Genomic DNA, 17909 nt, shown 5'->3' with positions numbered 1-17909 from the left:
AGGGGCGGTGGCCAAGCTGGTCAAGGCAGCGGGCTCATAACCCGACGATCGTGGGTTCAAGTCCCACCCGCCCTACCAGCACGAGGGCCGCCGCGAGGCGGCCTTCGGCATCCGTGGGACAATCGTCGGCATGGATGCGATCGGAGCCCTCGTTCTCGGCATCGTGCTCGCCGCCACGCTGACGCTCATCATTCTCGCCCCGCGACTCAAGCGCGATCACCTGCGCCGTCAACTCGACGGAACGGCAGGCGGTTCGCTCGCGGGGGTCGGATCGGGGATGGATGCCGTGTGGCGTCCGTCCGCCGAAGACGCGCACGCCCGGTGGGAGGCGCAGGTCGAGCTTCCGGCGCCGGCACCGACGCCGGGTGACAAGGGCCGCCTGGATGACGGGCGCATCATCATCGACGTCGCGGGCTGACGGCGCTCACTCGGCGGGGCGGTCGCCCTTGTCCTTGATCGGCGGGTCGGGCCACACCTTCGCGACCGCTTCGGTCACGCGGATCGATCCGGTGCTCGGGTGCGCGGGCTCGCCGCCCGCCGCGCTGCCGCGCGGGATCGGCAGTTCCTGGCTGTCACTGAGCACCTGCGGATGATACCGGGCGAGCTGAAGGACGCCCCACACGGCGATCGCTCCGACGACGCCGAACGCGATGTACGCCCACAGCGGGGCGCCGGTAGCCTCCCCCAGCACGAACAGGCCGATCAGGATGGCGACGATCGGGTCGATGACGGTGAGACCCGCGATCACGAGGTCGGGTGGGCCGGATGAGTAGGCGGTCTGAACGAAGTAGGCGCCGATGATCGCGCCGAGGATGAGGGCGGCGAGGCAGGTCAGCGTCAGCCATTCGAAGTTCTCGTCCTGGATGCGCTTGATCACGACCTTCGCGAGCGTCGCGACGAAGCCGTAGATGACGCCGGCGGCCATGATGTAGAACAGCGCCCCCATGCGGGCGCGCAGCCACACCCAGAGCACCGCGAACACGATCGTGACAGCGGCGAGAATCAGCAGGATCGTGATGAGCTGCTGATCCGACACCGGCTTCTCGGTGGCGAAGATCGCCGCGATCGTGACGAACACGAAGATGCCACCCACGCACGCGGCGATGGCGATGAGCGAGCGCTTGTTTGGCCTGTGACCGCTGACCTTGGCGTTCAAGAGCGTCGTGATGACCAGCGCGATGGCACCGAGAGGCTGGACGACGATGAGCGGTGCATACGCGAGCGCGAAGAGCTGGCAGATGATCGCGAGCCCCAGCATGACGGTGCCGATGACCCACGAGGGGCGCGACAGCAGGCGCACGAGCTGGCCGCCGCTGAGACCCTGTGCGCCGGTCGAGCCGCTCAGCTTCTCGACCTTGGTGACGCCGCGGTGCTGATACTGCGCGCCGAACGACATGAAGACCGCGCCCAGGAGCGCCAGCGGGATGCCGATGAGGATTCCCGGGTTCTGGAAGGCGCCGACGAGCTGGTCGCCCACGTCCTGAAGCTCGTCCGCTGTCAACACCACGTATCGACCCTAGCCGCAGGCCCTGCTCGGTAGGCTCAAGGCGTGGCTGTTCTCCCGATTCGCATCATGGGCGATCCCGTCCTTCACTCGCCTGCCTCGCCCGTCGAGGCGATCACCGATGAGGTCCGCACGCTCGTCGCCGACATGTTCGAGACGATGGATACGGCTCCCGGTGTCGGACTCGCAGCCCCCCAGGTCGGCGTCCCGCTGCGGATCTACACCTATATGTACGAGGACGACGCGGGCCTGCCCTGGCGCGGTGTCGTGATCAACCCCGAGCTGTGGATGCGTCCGCTGGTGCCGGGTGAGCCGGATCCCGACGACGAGTCGGAAGGCTGCCTGTCGTTTCCCGGCGAGCGGTTCCCGCTCCGACGTTCGGAGGCGGTCCTCGTCACCGGAATCGACCTCGACGGGGCTCCCGTCCGCATCGAGGTGGACGGCTGGCGCGCCCGGATCATGCAGCACGAGTTCGATCATCTCGACGGCATCCTCTACGTCGACCGCCTCGGCGACGGCGAGTGGAAGACGGCGCAGAAGATCGCACGAAAGCGCGGCTGGGGCAGGCCCGGCCACGCATGGATGCCGGGGGTCGACGACCTCGACGCGTGAGGTCGAAACGCCGCAGAAACGAAGAACGGCCCCGGGGTGGAGCCCGAGGCCGATCCGCTCCCCCACTTGGACTCGAACCAAGAACCTATCGGTTAACAGCCGATTGCTCTGCCAATTGAGCTATGGAGGAATGTGCCCCGCTTGCGCGCGGGCAACCACACTATCGTAGCAAATCGCAGAGGGTGCTCGTGACCTCAGGAGGCCATGAGACGGTGATCGCCCTCGGCGCTCGGCGTCCACAGCAGGTCCGTGGTGCCGTGTCCGTAGGCGACCGTGTGGCCGCCGCGCAACACGAGCACATCGGCGTCGAGATCGCGCACGAGGTCGGCCTCGTTCGTGACGATGATCGACGCCATGCCGAATTCACCGCGACGACGCAGCACCGCGTCTCTGGCTGCGCGGCGCACTTCGACGTCGAGGTTTGCGAACGGGTCGTCGGCGACGAGGATCCGCGGCTGCAGAACCAGAGCCCGCGCCAGCGCGACACGCTGGCGCATGCCCGCACTCAGCTCGTACGGGTACTTCGCCGCGGCCCCGAGCGGGAGCATCAGCTCGTCCAGCAGCGTCGCTACGCGCACGGAGAGAGCGCGCTGGTTCACGCGGCGGTCGCGGCTCGTGATCGGCTCGCCGATGACCTCGGCGACGGTCAGGCGCGCGGGCAGGTGCGCACCCGCCGACTGGGGCAGGTATCCGGTGAAGTACGTGAGCTGACGACGGGCCCGTCCGGGCCTGCGCACCGAGATCCCCTCGACGAGCGCATCTCCCCCGTCGACGGCGAGCCCCGCGTCGGACTCGCCGGCCAGCACTGCGGCGAGGCTCGACTTTCCGGCGCCGGTGGGGCCCATCAAGACCAGCGTCTTCGCGCGTGGCACGGTGAATGACACGCCGTCGACGACGCGGAGGGCGGGCATACCCCGGGAGGAACGAGCGATCGAAAGATCTGCGGCGCGTACCGCCGCATCGGCTTCTCGTCCTCGAGGCATCTCTTCATCCTGCCCTGTGCGTCTCTTCGACGCCACCGACGTGGGGGTCAATCCTCCGTGGCGAGCCGCTGGCGCTCGGCGTCGAGTTCGCGGAGGCGGATCCGGATGCCGCGACCTTCCTCCGAGCCGGGTGCGACGCGTTGGATGGCGCCCAGCAGCTCGGACTTCTCGCTGTTGAGCGCGCGGATCGCGAGCCGGCGGGCAAGATCCGACGCCGATGAGAGAGCCGCGTCATCGTTCAGCGCCGGGAAGTCGGCGGCGAGAAGCTCGGCGGCGAGTGAGCGGAACGGCTCGCGCACCGTGCCGACCGCATCCACCGCCCACCCCGGGCGCTGCATGTCGGGTGTCTGCTGGACGGCAACCCGGACGGCGTCGAGCGCCTGGTGCCGGAAGGGCAGGGCGACAGCACGGGTGATCAGCGCCGGTTCGAGACGGTGGCCGAACTGCAGGAAGCCCATGAGCGCGTCCCGTTCGAGAGCGGCATCCGCCGTGCGCGGCAGCGAGGCCAGTGTCACGCGCACGACCGGCTCGTCGCCCGGGTCGACCGCATCCGCGGGCTCGTCGCGGCGTGGACTGCTGCTGCCGCCGCCGCGCCCGACGCGTTCGACCTCCCGGCGTACGTCCTCGGTATCGAGGCCGAGTCGGCGTGCGAGCACGCGGATGTATTCGGGCTGCAGCAGCGGATCCCGAAGCTCCGCCACGACGGGCGCTGCCGTGCGGAGCGCCCCGATGCGGCCCTCGACGCTGGCGAGGTCGTAGCCGGCGATCCGCTGATCGAGCACGAACTCGACCATCGGCACCTTGGCGTCCATGAGTGCGCGCACGGCGCCGTCGCCGCGCTCGAGCCGCAGATCGCACGGGTCGAGACCCTCGGGTCCGGTGGCGACGTATGTCTGGGCGTTGAAGCGCTTCGCATCGGCGAAGGCGCGCAGGGCAGCCTTCTGCCCGGCGGCATCCGGGTCGAAGGTGAACACCACCTCTCCCGCGGCCGAGTCGTCGCCCATGACGCGGCGGAGCACGGTGATGTGGTCTGACCCGAACGCCGTGCCGCAAGTGGCGATCGCGGTCGTGATGCCGGCGAGATGGCAGGCCATCACGTCGGTGTAGCCCTCGACGACGACGACGCGATGATCCCGCGAGATGTCGCGCTTGGCGAGGTCGAGGCCGTAGAGAACCTGCGCCTTCTTGTAGATCGTCGTCTCGGGAGTGTTGAGATACTTCGGCCCGTTGTCGTCGTCGAAAAGACGCCGCGCGCCGAACCCGATGACCTGGCCGGTGACATCGCGGATCGGCCAGACCACGCGACCACGAAAGCGGTCGTAGACGCCACGCTGGCCCTGAGAGACGAGACCCGCTGCGCTCAGCTCCTCATCGCTGTAGCCCGCTGCCCGCAGGGCCGCGTGCATCCCCGACCATCCCCGCGGTGCGTAGCCGACGCCGAAATGGGCGGCCGCCCCCGCATCGAATCCCCGTTCGCCGAGGAAGCGGCGCGCGGCGTCCGCCTCCGCCGTGGCCAACTGGCCGCGGAAGAACTCGGCGGCGGCCGCGTTCGCGGCATAGAGCCTCGTCCGGCCGGTGTTCTCGGGCGCCGCGCCGCCGTCCTCGTAGTGCAGGGCGAATCCGATGCGCCCGGCGAGGCGCTCGACCGACTCGGTGAACGAGAGGTGGTCCATCTTGCGGAGGAACGAGTACACGTCACCGGACTCGCCGCATCCGAAGCAGTGGTAGAACCCCGCTTGCGCCCGCACGTTGAAGCTCGGGCTGCGCTCGTCGTGGAACGGGCAGAGTCCCTTCAGCGACCCGACGCCGGCGGGCTTGAGCGCGACCCGCTCGCCGATGATGTCGGCGATGTTCGTGCGAGCCTTGACCTCGTCGACATCGGCCTGCCGGATGCGTCCCGCCATCAGGGCCGCCCGATCGCGCCGGATCGGCCGGTGCCCGCGCGGGCACCGGGAGCCCACACCCCGAGGGATGCCGCATCGATCTCGCCGACGAGTCCGCCGTGCCATGAGATCGCGAGCTGATCGGTGAGGCTGGCGACCTGGTCGACGACGACACGGCGTCTCGCGGCATCCGTCTCCGCCTCCGCGAAGTCCGCCGCGTGAAGGGAATCGAGGGCGTCGGGTCGCTCCCACAGCGCCGACGCGACCCGCTTGAGAGCGCGCCGCTGCTCCTTGTAGAGATCTTTGCGCCCGTCGATCGAGACGACCACGGCCCCGATGATGCCCTTGAGCACAGCCATCTCAGCCTCGACGACTCGCGGCACGATGACGTGCGCGCGGTAGCGGGTGAGCGTCGACGTGCCGTAGGCATCGCGCGTGGCCGTGGTCGCCGCCCGGGCGAAGCGCCCGATGAGGTCGGAGGTGAGGTTCTTCAGGCGGGCGAGCGAGGCGCGCGTCCCGTCGAACGACGAGATCCACTCGGGCAGGCGCATGAGGCGATACAGCGCGTCCTCCAGCTCGTCCCGCGAGAAGTCGAAGCCCACCCACGTTTGGATCGCCGTCAGCAGCGCGGCGTGCTCGGCCGGATCCGCGAGGCGAGCGGGATCGAGGTAGCCGTTGACGATCGCGTCCTCGAAGTCGTGCACCGAATAGGCGATGTCGTCGGAGAGATCCATCACCTCGGCCTCGATGCACCGGACGCGGCCCGGCGCGCCGGCCCGCATCCACCGGAAGACAGCCTCGTCCTCGGGGTAGACGCCGAACTTCAGCCGCCCTCCCGGATCCGGGAGGGGCTGGTCGGCCGTCCACGGGTACTTGCACGTGGCGTCGAGGCTCGCGCGGGTGAGATTGAGCCCGAAGCTGCCGCCGATCGCGTCGAAGACCTTCGGCTCGAGCCTGCTCACGATGCGGAGCGTCTGCGCGTTCCCCTCGAAGCCGCCGATGTCCTCGGCCCACTCGTTGAGCGCCCGCTCGCCGTTGTGACCGAACGGCGGGTGGCCGAGGTCGTGGCTGAGGCAGGCCGCGTCCACGACGTCGGCCGCGAGGTGCAGCGAGGTCGCGAGCTCGCGACCGACCTGCGCGACCTCGAGCGAGTGGGTGAGGCGGTTGCGTGCGAAGTCAGCGGGGCTCGCGGGGCTCAGCACCTGTGTCTTCGCAGCGAGGCGGCGGAGGGCCCCCGAGTGCAGCACACGTGCCCGATCGCGGGCGAATCCGTCACGCTGCGACCGATGCGTCTCGGAGTGGAATCGCTCGGCATCGTGCTCGTCGTAGCCGACCGGCCGCACCGCGGGTGCCGCGTCCGCGGCGCCGTCACCCGCCACTGTGGTCGAGTTCTGCTTCGGCGAGGGCGCACGACGCCTCGGCGCCGAGCTGTCGCGAGTCGAGCCAGCCGTCGGGCAGCGCCGGGCGCTTCGGTGTGCCGGCGCGTCCGCGCTGGCCCTCCGCAGCGGCGCCGGGGTACGGGGCTTCGAGCTCGAGAGTGGCGAGCAGTTCGTCGATCTCGGCGAGGGTCGACACCGTCGCGAGCCGTGCGCGCGTGTCTCCGCCGACCGGATAGCCCTTGAAATACCACGCGACGTGCTTGCGGATGTCGCGGCACCCGCGCTCTTCGCTCTCGAAGAACTCGACGAGCAGCTCGGCGTGGCGACGGAAAGCCTGAGCCACGAAGCCGAGCGTCGCGTCGACCGGGGCGCCGGATGCTGCGGCGGGCGTACCGAGCGCACGCGCCAGGTCGCCGAAGAGCCACGGTCTGCCGAGGCACCCGCGCCCGACGACGACGCCGTCGCAGCCGGTCTCGCTCATCATGCGCGCGGCGTCCTCGGCCGCCCAGATGTCGCCGTTGCCGAGCACGGGAACGCTGGTGACGACCTGCTTGAGCTTCGCGATGGCAGACCAATCGGCCTGACCCGAATAGAACTCGGCGGCGGTGCGCGCATGCAGGGCGACGGCCGCCACGCCGGCATCCTCGGCGATGCGCCCCGCGTCGAGGTACGTGAGGTGATCGCCGTCGATGCCCTTGCGCATCTTCACGGTGAGGGGGATGTCGCCCGCGGCCCGCGCGGCGCGGGTGACGATGTCGCGGAAGAGCTCGAGCTTCCACGGCAGCGCGGCCCCGCCGCCCTTCCGGGTCACCTTGGGCACCGGGCACCCGAAGTTGAGGTCGATGTGGTCGGCGCGATCCTCTTCCACGAGGACGCGCACAGCGCCCTCGACCGTCGCGGGATCGACACCGTAGAGCTGGATCGACCGCGGCTTCTCGGATTCGTGGTGGGTGATGAGGCGCATCGTGGTGGCGTTCCGCTCAACCAGCGCGCGAGACGTGATCATCTCGCTGACATAGAGGCCGGCGCCGTACTCGCGGCACAGGCGCCGGAACGCGGTGTTGGTGATGCCCGCCATCGGGGCGAGCACGACCGGCGCGTCGAGCTCGATGGGCCCGATGCGCAGAGTGCGCGCGGGGGCGGTGGCAGTGGTCACGGCATCCATTCTTTCAGACGCACGCTGTACGGGTGCGGCGAGGCTTTAGCCTGGGGAGATGACCGAGGCGACCAAGACCGACGTGCGCGAGATCCCGTTCCAGACCGCCGACGGCGGCACTGCCACACTTGCCGACTACGGCGACGATGTCCTGCTCATCGTCAACGTCGCCTCCAAGTGCGGGCTCACGCCGCAGTACGAGCAGCTCGAGCAGCTGCAGCGGGCATACGCAGACCGCGGGTTCACCGTGCTCGGCTTCCCCTGCAATCAGTTCATGGGTCAGGAGCCCGGCTCGATGGACGAGATCCTCGAGTACTGCTCGATGACGTGGGGTGTGTCCTTCCCCGTCTTCGACAAGGTCAAGGTCAACGGCGGCAAGGCGGCGCCGCTGTACAAGGCTCTGAAGAAGGCCGACGACGCCGAGGGCAACACCGGACCGATCCTGTGGAACTTCGAGAAGTTCGTTCTCACACCCGAGGGTGCCGTTCACCGGTTCCGTCCCAGCGTCAAGCCTGATGACCCCGCGATCGTCGAGGTCATCGAGCGAAGCCTTCCGCGCTAGCCGTCGACGACAGCCATCGCTCGGCGCTCGCTCCAGACCTGTCGCACGATGTCGGCGAACGCCTCGGGCGGCTGGGCTCCCGAGACGCCGTAGGTGGCGTCGATCACGAAGAACGGCACGCCGCTGATGCCGTAGGAGATCGCCTGCTGCTGATCTGCCCGCACCGCCGCGAGGTAGCGACCGCTCGCGAGAGCCTCCCGCGCGGCGTCGGCATCGAGTCCGGCATCGACTGCGAGGGCGACCAGTTCATCCTCGCGGCCGAGGTGGCGGCCCTCGGTGAAGTAGGCGGACATCAGCCTCTCGGCCAGCTCGTGCTGACGGCCCTGCTCCTTCGCGAAGTGCAGCAGTTCGTGCGCCTTGACGGTGTTGGTGTGCTGGAGCAGATCGAACCGGTACTCCAGGCCCGCCGCGGCAGCGACACCGGTCACCCGCTCGAGCATCTGGTTCGCCTGTGCCGTCGAGATGCCCTTGTGGCTCGAGAGGTACTCGGCCTCTCCGCCGACGAAGTCGACGGGCGTATCGGGCGAGAGTTCGAACGAGTGGAACGTCACCTCGACGACGGGTGCGTCCTCGTCTGCGGATGCCGCTTCGAGCCCCTTCTCGAGATTCCGCTTGCCGATGTAGCACCAGGGGCAGGCGATGTCGCTCCACACGTCGATCTTGATCGCATCCGTCATGCTCAAGGACAACGGCGATCACGTGCGCGACTATTCCACCGGTGCATCACGGATCTGTCGGGGCGTCCGCATCGGGCACGAATCGGAAGCGCACACGCACGTCGTCGTACGACACGACGAGTGTCGATGCGTTCGGCGACCACTCGTCGGGGACGAGGTACAGGCGTCCGCCACCCTGTGCCAGCAGCCGCAGGCCCGAGTACCGGTAGCCGTGGGTCATGGCGGGGGCGACGGGCGTGGACCCGTCGTCGTTCGGCGTGTCGGATGCCGCGGGCTGAAGCTCTTGGAATCCGATCGCCGAGTTCCCGGGGAAAATGCGCTCGCGCGTGTCGAGGATGACCGCGGGCAGCGCGCGAAGATCCGATGCGAGTGCGCGAGCCTGCCCGCGCCCCCACCACTGCGCCACCGTCGCCGTCGACCAGAAGGTGCCGGCGACCATCACGAGCACCAGGAGGACGACCACGCTCCGGCCCACGCCGGTGCTGCCGAGGCTCCGTGCCGTGGACGCGGCGTAGGCGGAGAGCCCTGCGCCGATGGCCAGCAGCAGCGGCGTGAGCAGCATCGCATAGTCCCAGCCAGCGAGCAGCGGCATCACGAACGCGAGGGCGAGGCCGGCGAGGAGGAACCCGATTCCCGTCCAGGCGAACGCGCCGATCGTGCGGCGCCTTCGATCGGGCGTCTGCATGCTCAGGTGGTCGCGCAGCCGTCGGTGCGCCACAATGAGGGCGGCCGCCAGCAGGAGCAGCACCATGACCGGGATGAACAGGGCCCCGGGGCTGCGCATGACGAACTCCTGCGAGCTCATCCCGATGATGTCGACGTCAATGCCGAAATAACGGAAGAACTCACGCGTGGAGACATAGCCGAAGTAGAACAGCAGCGCCGTCACGAGCGTCAGCGGCGCGACGAACGACGAGAGGAAGCCCATCCACTTCTCGAAACCGAGCCCCGTCGGTGGGGAGGCCACGGGCGGCACGGGGCCGGGGGCGGGCTCCGGTGTCGGTGCTTCGGTCGATCGTGCCCGTGAGCCGAGCCGAGCCATCATCCACCCGCCGGGGTGTTCACGACGATCGGAGGGCCGGGCTCGACGGTGCGCGTGGCGACCGCGTCGCATGCCTCGACGGTCGGGCACTCGAGCGTGCCGATGAACGTGATCGTCGTGCCGTCCTCGAAGTCGTCGCCGGGGCGGAGGGTCAGACTGCAGAAGATCCCGGACTCGTTCGCCTCGACGGTAAGCCCCACGCACGACGTCGTGGCGCCGAGCGTTCCGCAGACACCATCCTCCACCGCAAGCCCCGCCCGATCGGGCACAGCCTCGTCGAAGGTGAAGCGCACGCCCTCGGGGACGGCCACGTCACCGCCCCAGAAGACCGCGATCGTCTTGCACCACACGCCCTCCTCGACGATCTCGGCCTCGCCCTGGTCGCCGTAGGCGGGACCGCCGTAGTCGGCGACCGGGCCGGTGCGCACCTGCTCCTGCACCGGATCTTCGGCGCCGTCAGAGCCTGCGTCCCCGTCATCGGAGTCCTGGCCGTCGCCCGCGTCGGTGTCGTCGTCGGCGGCATCCTGACCTGCGTCCGCCGTCGCCACCGGATCGGGAGCGCCGTCACCGCCGGCGGGCGCGCACCCTGACAGTGTCAGCAGAAGCGTGAGAGCGACGATGATCGCACGCGAACGCGACGCAGCGGACATGACGCACCTCCTGTCGGAGCGCGGTCGCGCTCCTAGAGGAGAGGAGCGCGGTGACGCTCGCAGGATACGCCCACAGCGCGATCCGGAACAGGTGCCGTCAGACGCCGGTGGAGTCGGGGGTGTCGACCGCGCCGCCGAACCGTCGGTCTCGATCGAGGTAGAGCTCGATCGCCTGCCAGAGATCGGTGCGCGAGAAGTCCGGCCAGAGCCTGTCGAGGAACACGAACTCGGCGTAGGCCGACTCCCACAGGAGGAAGTTCGAGGTGCGCTGCTCGCCGCTCGAGCGGATGAACAGATCGACATCGGGCATGTCCGGCACGTAGAGGCGCTTCGCGATGAGCTTCTCGGTGACCGCCGAGGGCTTCAGGCGTCCGGCGGCGATGTCGTCGCCGATGGTCCGCATCGCGTCGACCAGTTCCACGCGGCCGCCGTAGTTGACGCACATCGTGAGGGTCAGGGTGTCGTTGCCCGCCGTCAGCTGCTCGGCGTACTGCAGCTCCTTGATGACACTGGACCACAGCCGCGGCCTGCGGCCCGCCCACCGCACCCGTACGCCCCACTCGTTGAGCTGGTCGCGGCGTCGATGGAGGACATCGCGATTGAATCCCATGAGGAAGCGGACCTCGTCGGGCGAACGAGACCAGTTCTCCGTCGAGAAGGCGTAGACCGACAGATGCGTCACGCCGGCTTGGACCGCGCCGGCGACCACATCGAGAAGGGCGGCTTCACCTGCTTTGTGTCCCTCGACCCGTGTGAGTCCGCGACGATTCGCCCAGCGCCCATTGCCGTCCATCACGATGGCGACGTGGCGAGGCACGCCCTGGGCGGGAAACGCGGGAGGATACAGGCCCGTCCAGTCGATCGGACGGTAGGGCACGGCATCCCGATGCGTGTAGGGCTTCGGCGTCATCGGTTCTCCCCCTGCGGCGCAGACACGTGTGCGAGTGAGCGGATGCCGCGTTCCAGATGCCACTGCGCGTAGGCCGCGATCAGACCGGATGCCGCCGCTCCGGTGCCGGCGGTCGCGGCATCCACGTCATCCCACTCGCCGGCCATGAGGGAGCGCAGGAGTCCGGCCGTCTGCGCGTCGAGGCGCGCCGACCCGGTCGGTGCGCAGTCGCGGCACACCGTGCCGCCGAGCTGTGCGACGAACGCGTCATGCGGCCCGGCCGCGCCGCATCGCGCGCACTCGACGAGCGACGGCGCCCAGCCCGACAGTGCCATGGCGCGCAGGAGATAAGAGTCGAGGATGCTGCGAGAGGCGTGTTCGCCCTTCGACAGAGCTCTGAGTCCGCCGACCAGCAGCAGGTACTGCTGGGGCGTGGCTTCGGCCTCGTTGAGACGGTCGGCCGCTTCGACCATGGCGTGGGCCGAGGTGTAGCGGTCGTAGTGGACGGCGATGTCGGCGCCGTACGAGCCGATCGACTCGGCCTGCTGCACGATGTCGAGCGAACGTCCCTGGTACAGCTGGACGTCGGCCACCATGAAGGGTTCGAGCCGCGCGCCGAAGCGCGACGACGTGCGCCGCACGCCCTTCGCGACCGCACGGAGCTTGCCGTGGCGGCGACTGAGGAGGGTGACGATCCGGTCCGCCTCACCCAGCTTGTGGGTGCGCAGAACCACGACCTCGTCACGGTAGGTGGGCACCCCTCAATTATCGTCGGCGTGCGCCCGGGACGGGGCTGCCGCGCCCGAGCACGCGCCAGGGGTTTGGCGCAGTTTAGACACAATGTATGCTGTTCACTATGTCGGAATCAAACATCCTCGACCTGCTGCTGTCGGTGACGCACACGCTCCAAGCAGACCAGGACCGCGAGCTCGACCGCCGGGGGCTGACCACGGCCCGCACCCACCTGATGTGGGTGCTCTTCCACGGCGGCCCGGCGACCCAGGTGCAGCTCGCCGAGGCTCTCGCGGTCACGCCCCGCAACGTCACGGCGCTCGTCGACGGTCTCGAGGCGACCGACCTCGCACGCCGCGAGCCGCATCCGACCGATCGCCGTGCGGTGCACGTCCATCTCACTGAGCGCGGGCTGTCGATCATGGAGACGATGAACGCAGAGCACACGGCGCTCGGATCCGATCTGCTCGCCGGCCTCGACGAGGCGACCGTAGCGACCACGATCCGCGGGCTCGAGGCCATCCGAGCCAACCTCGAGCGGCTGATCGCCGAGCACGAGGCGGCACGAGCCGAATGACTGTCGAGACCACGCCCCGCCACGTCGGCACGACGGTCGCGCGCCTCGCCCGCGCCGCGTGGCGTGCCGAAGTCGGGATCTGGAAGAGCCTGTACCGCTGGGGCTTCCGCCGCCCGCGGGTTCCCCACGGTGCGGACGCGTTCACGTACCACTCCCCCATCCTCACGATCCTCGTCGTCTTCATCGTGCTGTCGGCGATCGAGATCCCGGTGATCGACCTCATCGTGCACCCGTGGCCGTGGGTGCGCATCCCGCTTCTGGCGCTCGGCATCTGGGGAGTCACGTGGATGCTGGGCCTTCTGCTCAGCTTCCTCACGCGCCCGCATGCCGTCGGGCCCGACGGGATCCGCGCCCGCTACGGGGCCGATGTCGACATCGACCTGTCGTGGGATGTCGTCGAGTCGGTCGAGCCATCACGGGATGTGACCGAGAAGGCGCCGCGCGTGCGCGATGAAGAGCACGGTCGCACGCTGGCGCTGCGCACTCAGAACGAGGCCAATGTGCTCATTCGGCTCGAGCACCCGCTGACCGCCCGGTTCGGCGACGATGTCGTCGAATTCGACGCCGTCCGCCTGTGGGTCGACGATCTCGAGGGGTTCCTCTCGGCGGTGCGCACGCACATCCCCTGACCCGCCCCGACAATGGAGGGGTGGACGAGCCGATCTTCGTGATCCCCCTGTGGGCGGACCTCATCGCCGTCGGACTCGGCGGCATCCAGGGTGCCCTGTTCGCCTCCGGGTTCCGTGGTCAGCGCAGGCTCGATCTGCTCGGCGTCGCGATCATCGGGGTGGTCGTCGGAATGGGCGGCGGGCTCATCCGCGACCTGCTCCTCAATGTCACCCCCACCACGCTTCAGAGCAACTGGTACCTCCTCACGGCGACGGGGGCGGCGCTGTTCGGGATGCTGCTGGCCGGCGTCTTCCAGCGCCTCAACGCCGTCATCGTCGGACTCGATGCGCTCGTGATCGGCATGTTCGGTGCATTCGGCACGTCGAAGGCACTCGCCCTCGGCCTGCCCCTGGTTCCCGCAGTCTTCGTGGGGGTGTGCGCGGCGGTCGGCGGCGGCATCCTGCGCGACATGATCATGGGCCTGCCGGTCGCGATCATGCACGTCGGCTCGCTCTACGCCGTCGCCGCCGGCGCCGGCTGCCTCACCCTCGCTGTCGTACACGCCTTCGGCGCCGACCTCGTCGTCTCGGCGATCATCGGCGTGGCGGTCACCACGGTGTTCCGCCTGCTCGCCGTGATCTTCGACATCTCGCTGCCGGAGCAGCGGGCGCTCTATCGCCGCAAGGTCGCGGTCGAGACCTCGGCGATCCCGATCGTCAAGCAGTGAGAGTCAGTGCGTGAAGGTCGATACCAGTCCTTCTGTCGGCATGGGCGATTCGAGCGCATCGAGATACGCGACCGCTTCCTCGATGTCGGCGAGCAGGCTCTCCGCGAGATTGCGACTGAGTCCGTTGCGCACCACGATGCGCTGCACCACGACGTCTGTGAGGTCGTCGGGCATGGGGTAGGCCGGGATCAGCCACCCCTTGAGGCGCAGCCGCTCCGAGAGGTGGTAGAGGTTCCACTTCTGCGTGTATCCCTCGGTCAGTCGCCACGCGAAGACCGGGATGTCAGTGCCGTCGTTCCACAGATCGAAGGCGGGCATCTCCCCGATCGCCCGGGCGAGGAAGACGGCCACGTCCTGCGATGCCTTCTGCACGCGGTAGTAGCCGTCCCAGCCGAGCCGGAGGAACAGGTAGTACTGGAGCAGCACCTGCGCACCTGGACGCGAGAAGTTCAGCGCGAACGTCGGCATGTGGCCGCCGAGGTAGGTCACGTCGAAGACGAGGTCGCTCGGAAGGTCGCCCGTCGTGCGCCAGACCACCCACCCGAGTCCCGGGTAGACGAGCCCGTACTTGTGGGCCGAGGTGCTGATGGATGCCACGCGCTCGAGGCGGAAGTCCCATTCCAGGTCGGGCTGGAGGAACGGCGCGATCATCGCCCCCGATGCTCCGTCCACGTGGATCGGAATGTCGAGCCCGGTCTCGGCCTCGATGCGATCCAGCGCAGCGGCGATCTTCGCGACCGGCTCGTACACGCCGGTGTAGGTGACGCCCATGATGGCGACGACGCCGATGGTGTTCTCGTCGACGTACTTCTCGAGCTCGAAGCCGTCGAGGCATCCGTGCTCACGCGAGATCGGGACGTACCGAGCCTCGACGTCCCAGTAGTTGCAGAACTTCTCCCAGCACACCTGGACCGCGCTCGATAGCACCAGGTTGGGGCGATCGGTCGAAAGGCCTGCGGACCGACGGGAGTGCTGCCAACGCCGTTTGAGGGCGAGACCGCCGAGCATGCATGCTTCGGACGAGCCGATCGTCGACGTCCCGACGGCCTTCTCGGCGTCGGGCGCGTTCCACAGCGATGCGAGCATTTTCCAGCAGCGCGTCTCGATCGCGGCCGTCTGCGGATACTCGTCCTTGTCGATCATGTTCTTGTCGGCGGTCTCGCTGTAGAGCTGATTCGCCTGCGGATCCATCCAGGTGCCGACGAAGGTGGCGAGATTGAGACGCGAGTTGCCGTCGAGCATCGCCTCGTCGTGGACGATCTGGTACGCGGTCTCGGGGAGCGATTCGCCGGGCGGCAGGGTGTTGAGCGGAAAGTCCGTCGCCTCGCCGATGCGGGCGAACAGCGGATTCAGCTGGTTCTGATCGCCGATCCCGGTGAAAGCGTGTGCCGGGTCGTGCCGGCGAGGCGTGTGCGGAGTGGTCGTCATGGCCGACACGCTATCGGGCCTCTAGTCTGACCGCATGCCGTCTCCTCCCAGCATCCGCCTCCGACGTGAAGCGTGGGGATTCGCGATCGGGTCGACGTTCTTCGCGGCAGGTTCTCTGCCGTGGTACGCGGACGCCGTCGGCCTGGTCGCGACGAACGCCACCTTCGTGGCGGGGGCTGTGTTCTTCACGCTCGCCGCGTTCATCCAACTGGCGTTGAGCGGTCGTCGACCCCCGCGCCTCGGTTCGACACGAGCCGATCGCTCTGACTGGTGGTCCGCGGCCGTGCAGTTCGCCGGAACCCTGCTGTTCAACCTCAGCACGATCGCCGCGCTCGTGGCCGCACTGCAGCCCGAGCTGCCCGGCATGGGCGGCTGGCTTCCCGATGCCTGGGGATCGATCTGCTTCCTCGTGGCGAGTTCGCTCGCCGTGGTCGCCACGACTGAGCGGGAAGGCCTGTGGGACCCGCACGCCCGGACGTGGCGATGCACCTGGCTCAACATGGCGGGCTCGGTGTTCTTCGGCATCTCCGCGATCGGCGCCTACGTCATGCCGTCCACAGGCGATCCGGTCGACATGATGTGGGCGAACCTCGGCACGTTCCTGGGCGCCCTGTGCTTCCTCGCCGCGGCGCTGCTCAGCCGCAGAGAGGTCTCCGCGGCTGAGCGCGCGTAGCGTCTAGACTCCGGCGAACGCGCTCGCGCGCTCCCGCGTGCGGATCGCGCGGTTCACGCCCGACACGATCGCCTTGAGGGATGCCGTCGAGATGTCGCCGTCGATGCCGACACCCCAGAGTCGCTCGCCGTCGACCTGCAGTTCGACATAGGCGGCCGCCTGAGCATCGCCGCCCGAGCTGAGCGCGTGCTCGACATAGTCGTACAGCGTGATGTCGAAGCCCTGCGAACGCACGATGTCGAGGAACGCCGCCACGGGACCGTTGCCGTGGCCGGCGGAGTCGAAGCGTGCCTCGCCGTCACGGAGGGTGACATCCAGGGACACATCGCCCGACATATCGCTGCGGGTGCTCGTCGCCAGAAGCTCGAAGCGACCCCACCGCTCGTGGGCGATGTCGGAGGGCAGGTACTCGTCGGAGAAGATCGACCAGATCTGCCCGCTCGTGACCTCGCCGCCCTCGGCATCCGTCTTCGCCTGGACCACCCCCGAGAACTCGATCTGGAGGCGTCGCGGCAGGTCGAGGGCGTGGTCGCTCTTGAGCAGGTATGCCACGCCGCCCTTGCCCGACTGCGAGTTCACGCGGATCACCGCCTCGTACGACCGGCCGAGGTCCTTCGGATCGATCGGCAGGTACGGTACGGCCCATTCGATGTCGTCGACCGTGACGCCCGCTTCCGCGGCCCGGGCCTCCATCGCCTCGAAGCCCTTCTTGATCGCGTCCTGGTGCGAGCCGCTGAAGGCGGTGAACACGAGGTCGCCGGCCCACGGGCTGCGCTCGGGCACCGGCAGCTGGTTGCAGTACTCGACCGTGCGCTTCACCTGGTCGATGTCGCCGAAGTCGATCTGCGGATCGATCCCCTGCGTCAGCAGGTTGATGCCGAGCGCGACGAGGTCGACGTTTCCGGTGCGCTCCCCGTTGCCGAACAGACACCCCTCGATCCGGTCGGCGCCGGCCATGTAGCCCAGTTCGGCGGCGGCGATCGCCGTCCCCCGGTCGTTGTGGGGATGCAGAGACAGGATGACGTTGTCGCGGTGGGCGAGGTGACGGCTCATCCACTCGATCGAGTCGGCGTAGACGTTGGGCGTCGCCATCTCGACGGTCGCCGGCAGGTTGATGATGACCTTGCGCTCGGGTGTCGGCTCGAACACCTCGAGCACCTGATTGCACACCTCCACCGCGAACTCGAGCTCGGTGCCGGTGTAGCTCTCGGGCGAGTACTCGTAGTAGACCGCAGTCTCGGGAATCCGGTTCTCGTACTCGCGGCACAGCCGCGCGCCCTCGACGGCGATGTCGATGATCCCCTGCTTGTCGGTGCGGAATACCACGTCGCGCTGCAGGACGCTCGTGGAGTTGTAGAGGTGCACGATCGCCTGCTTCGCGCCGGCGATCGATTCGTAGGTGCGCTCGATCAGGTGGGCGCGCGCCTGCGTGAGCACCTGGATCGTCACATCGTCGGGGATGAGATTCTCTTCGATCAGCTGGCGCACGAAGTCGAAGTCCGTCTGGCTGGCCGAAGGGAACCCGACCTCGATCTCCTTGTAGCCCATGCGAACGAGCAGATCGAACATGATCCGCTTGCGCTCAGGGCTCATCGGGTCGATGAGCGCCTGGTTCCCGTCGCGGAGGTCGACCGCGCACCATCGCGGCGGGGCGGTGATCCTGGCATCAGGCCAGGTGCGATCGGGCAGGTGCACCGCGATCTGCTCGTGATACGGGCGGTACTTGTGGGTCGGCATCCCCGAGGGGCGCTGGTTGTTCTCCATGATGTCGCATTTCTCTCGTCAGGTGAGGGCCGACGACAAGCTCCGCGACGAGGATGGCCCTA

At 68.6% G+C, this 17909-nt stretch carries 19 protein-coding genes and 2 tRNA genes; 8 read left to right on the top strand and 13 right to left on the bottom strand.

Annotation, left to right across the window (positions count from 1 at the left end; translation table 11 throughout):
- The first annotated feature begins 1 nt into the window (after position 1).
- Both FFS15_RS02920 and FFS15_RS02915 read left to right on the top strand, forming a co-directional pair.
- A tRNA-Ile gene (locus FFS15_RS02920) sits at positions 2-78 on the top strand.
- Between the two features lie 52 nt (positions 79-130).
- Complete coding sequence (locus FFS15_RS02915) at positions 131-418, top strand: hypothetical protein (protein ID WP_137843509.1); 288 nt, start codon at positions 131-133, stop codon at positions 416-418.
- 6 nt (positions 419-424) lie between these two features.
- Here the strand turns inward: FFS15_RS02915 and FFS15_RS02910 are convergent, their stop codons facing one another.
- Positions 425-1507, bottom strand: coding sequence for a DMT family transporter (locus FFS15_RS02910; RefSeq protein WP_137843508.1), 1083 nt, complete (start codon positions 1505-1507; stop codon positions 425-427).
- 42 nt (positions 1508-1549) lie between these two features.
- Here FFS15_RS02910 and def point away from each other — a divergent pair, with 42 nt between their 5' ends.
- On the top strand, positions 1550-2116 hold the full coding sequence (gene def, locus FFS15_RS02905) for a peptide deformylase (RefSeq protein WP_137843507.1): 567 nt from the start codon (positions 1550-1552) through the stop codon (positions 2114-2116).
- Between the two features lie 57 nt (positions 2117-2173).
- On the opposite strand, the gene FFS15_RS02900 is transcribed toward def, so the two are convergent.
- From FFS15_RS02900 to dusB, 5 genes are all read right to left on the bottom strand, one after another.
- Positions 2174-2246 (bottom strand) — tRNA-Asn (locus FFS15_RS02900).
- Positions 2247-2310: 64 nt separating this feature from the next.
- Positions 2311-3099, bottom strand: a complete 789-nt coding sequence (locus FFS15_RS02895) for an ATP-binding cassette domain-containing protein (protein ID WP_137843506.1) — start codon at positions 3097-3099, stop codon at positions 2311-2313.
- A 47-nt stretch (positions 3100-3146) separates the two neighbouring features.
- Positions 3147-5003: a DNA primase gene (dnaG, locus tag FFS15_RS02890; RefSeq protein WP_137843505.1), complete on the bottom strand. Its 1857-nt coding sequence runs from the start codon at positions 5001-5003 to the stop codon at positions 3147-3149.
- Positions 5003-6361: a deoxyguanosinetriphosphate triphosphohydrolase gene (locus tag FFS15_RS02885; RefSeq protein WP_137843504.1), complete on the bottom strand. Its 1359-nt coding sequence runs from the start codon at positions 6359-6361 to the stop codon at positions 5003-5005. The genes dnaG and FFS15_RS02885 overlap by 1 nt, the downstream gene beginning before the upstream one ends.
- The gene (dusB, locus tag FFS15_RS02880; RefSeq protein ID WP_249353671.1) at positions 6351-7526 is read right to left on the bottom strand and encodes a tRNA dihydrouridine synthase DusB; all 1176 of its coding nucleotides are present in this window, start codon (positions 7524-7526) and stop codon (positions 6351-6353) included. The genes FFS15_RS02885 and dusB overlap by 11 nt, the downstream gene beginning before the upstream one ends.
- A gap of 49 nt (positions 7527-7575) precedes the next feature.
- Here dusB and FFS15_RS02875 point away from each other — a divergent pair, with 49 nt between their 5' ends.
- Positions 7576-8079, top strand: a complete 504-nt coding sequence (locus FFS15_RS02875) for a glutathione peroxidase (protein ID WP_137843502.1) — start codon at positions 7576-7578, stop codon at positions 8077-8079.
- On the opposite strand, the gene FFS15_RS02870 is transcribed toward FFS15_RS02875, so the two are convergent.
- The 5 genes from FFS15_RS02870 to recO form a co-directional block, all read right to left on the bottom strand.
- On the bottom strand, positions 8076-8756 hold the full coding sequence (locus FFS15_RS02870; RefSeq protein ID WP_137843501.1) for a DsbA family oxidoreductase: 681 nt from the start codon (positions 8754-8756) through the stop codon (positions 8076-8078). The genes FFS15_RS02875 and FFS15_RS02870 overlap by 4 nt on opposite strands.
- Positions 8757-8802: 46 nt before the next feature.
- Complete coding sequence (locus FFS15_RS02865) at positions 8803-9723, bottom strand: hypothetical protein (protein WP_137843500.1); 921 nt, start codon at positions 9721-9723, stop codon at positions 8803-8805.
- 74 nt (positions 9724-9797) lie between these two features.
- Positions 9798-10448, bottom strand: coding sequence for a hypothetical protein (locus tag FFS15_RS02860; protein WP_137843499.1), 651 nt, complete (start codon positions 10446-10448; stop codon positions 9798-9800).
- A 97-nt stretch (positions 10449-10545) separates the two neighbouring features.
- Positions 10546-11358: an isoprenyl transferase gene (locus tag FFS15_RS02855; protein WP_137843498.1), complete on the bottom strand. Its 813-nt coding sequence runs from the start codon at positions 11356-11358 to the stop codon at positions 10546-10548.
- On the bottom strand, positions 11355-12095 hold the full coding sequence (gene recO / locus FFS15_RS02850; RefSeq protein ID WP_137843497.1) for a DNA repair protein RecO: 741 nt from the start codon (positions 12093-12095) through the stop codon (positions 11355-11357). Before recO ends, FFS15_RS02855 begins: the two co-directional genes overlap by 4 nt.
- Before the next feature lie 98 nt (positions 12096-12193).
- On the opposite strand from recO, the gene FFS15_RS02845 reads away from it, so the two are divergent.
- The 3 genes from FFS15_RS02845 to FFS15_RS02835 are packed head-to-tail and all read left to right on the top strand — an operon-like array spanning position 12194 to position 13982.
- Positions 12194-12646 carry a MarR family transcriptional regulator gene (locus FFS15_RS02845; RefSeq protein WP_171013061.1) on the top strand — a complete coding sequence of 151 codons (453 nt, stop codon included), beginning with the start codon at positions 12194-12196 and terminating at the stop codon, positions 12644-12646.
- A complete protein-coding gene (locus FFS15_RS02840) occupies positions 12643-13275 on the top strand; it encodes a hypothetical protein (protein WP_137843495.1) in 633 nt (210 codons plus the stop codon). The genes FFS15_RS02845 and FFS15_RS02840 overlap by 4 nt, the downstream gene beginning before the upstream one ends.
- A 20-nt stretch (positions 13276-13295) precedes the next feature.
- Complete coding sequence (locus FFS15_RS02835; protein WP_137843494.1) at positions 13296-13982, top strand: TRIC cation channel family protein; 687 nt, start codon at positions 13296-13298, stop codon at positions 13980-13982.
- A 3-nt stretch (positions 13983-13985) separates the two neighbouring features.
- Here FFS15_RS02835 and FFS15_RS02830 read toward each other — a convergent pair whose 3' ends face one another.
- Positions 13986-15410: a glutamate decarboxylase gene (locus tag FFS15_RS02830; protein ID WP_137843493.1), complete on the bottom strand. Its 1425-nt coding sequence runs from the start codon at positions 15408-15410 to the stop codon at positions 13986-13988.
- Positions 15411-15444: 34 nt separating this feature from the next.
- Here FFS15_RS02830 and FFS15_RS02825 point away from each other — a divergent pair, with 34 nt between their 5' ends.
- The gene (locus FFS15_RS02825; RefSeq protein WP_137843492.1) at positions 15445-16083 is read left to right on the top strand and encodes a YrhK family protein; all 639 of its coding nucleotides are present in this window, start codon (positions 15445-15447) and stop codon (positions 16081-16083) included.
- 3 nt (positions 16084-16086) lie between these two features.
- Here FFS15_RS02825 and leuA read toward each other — a convergent pair whose 3' ends face one another.
- A complete protein-coding gene (leuA, locus tag FFS15_RS02820) occupies positions 16087-17847 on the bottom strand; it encodes a 2-isopropylmalate synthase (protein WP_137843491.1) in 1761 nt (586 codons plus the stop codon).
- Positions 17848-17909 lie beyond the last annotated feature (62 nt).

Source organism: Microbacterium sp. 2FI (genome assembly GCF_005502885.1).
Taxonomy (GTDB): domain Bacteria; phylum Actinomycetota; class Actinomycetes; order Actinomycetales; family Microbacteriaceae; genus Microbacterium.
Note: the sequence above shows the minus strand (reverse complement) of the source record. Positions and strands in the feature narration are given on the sequence as shown.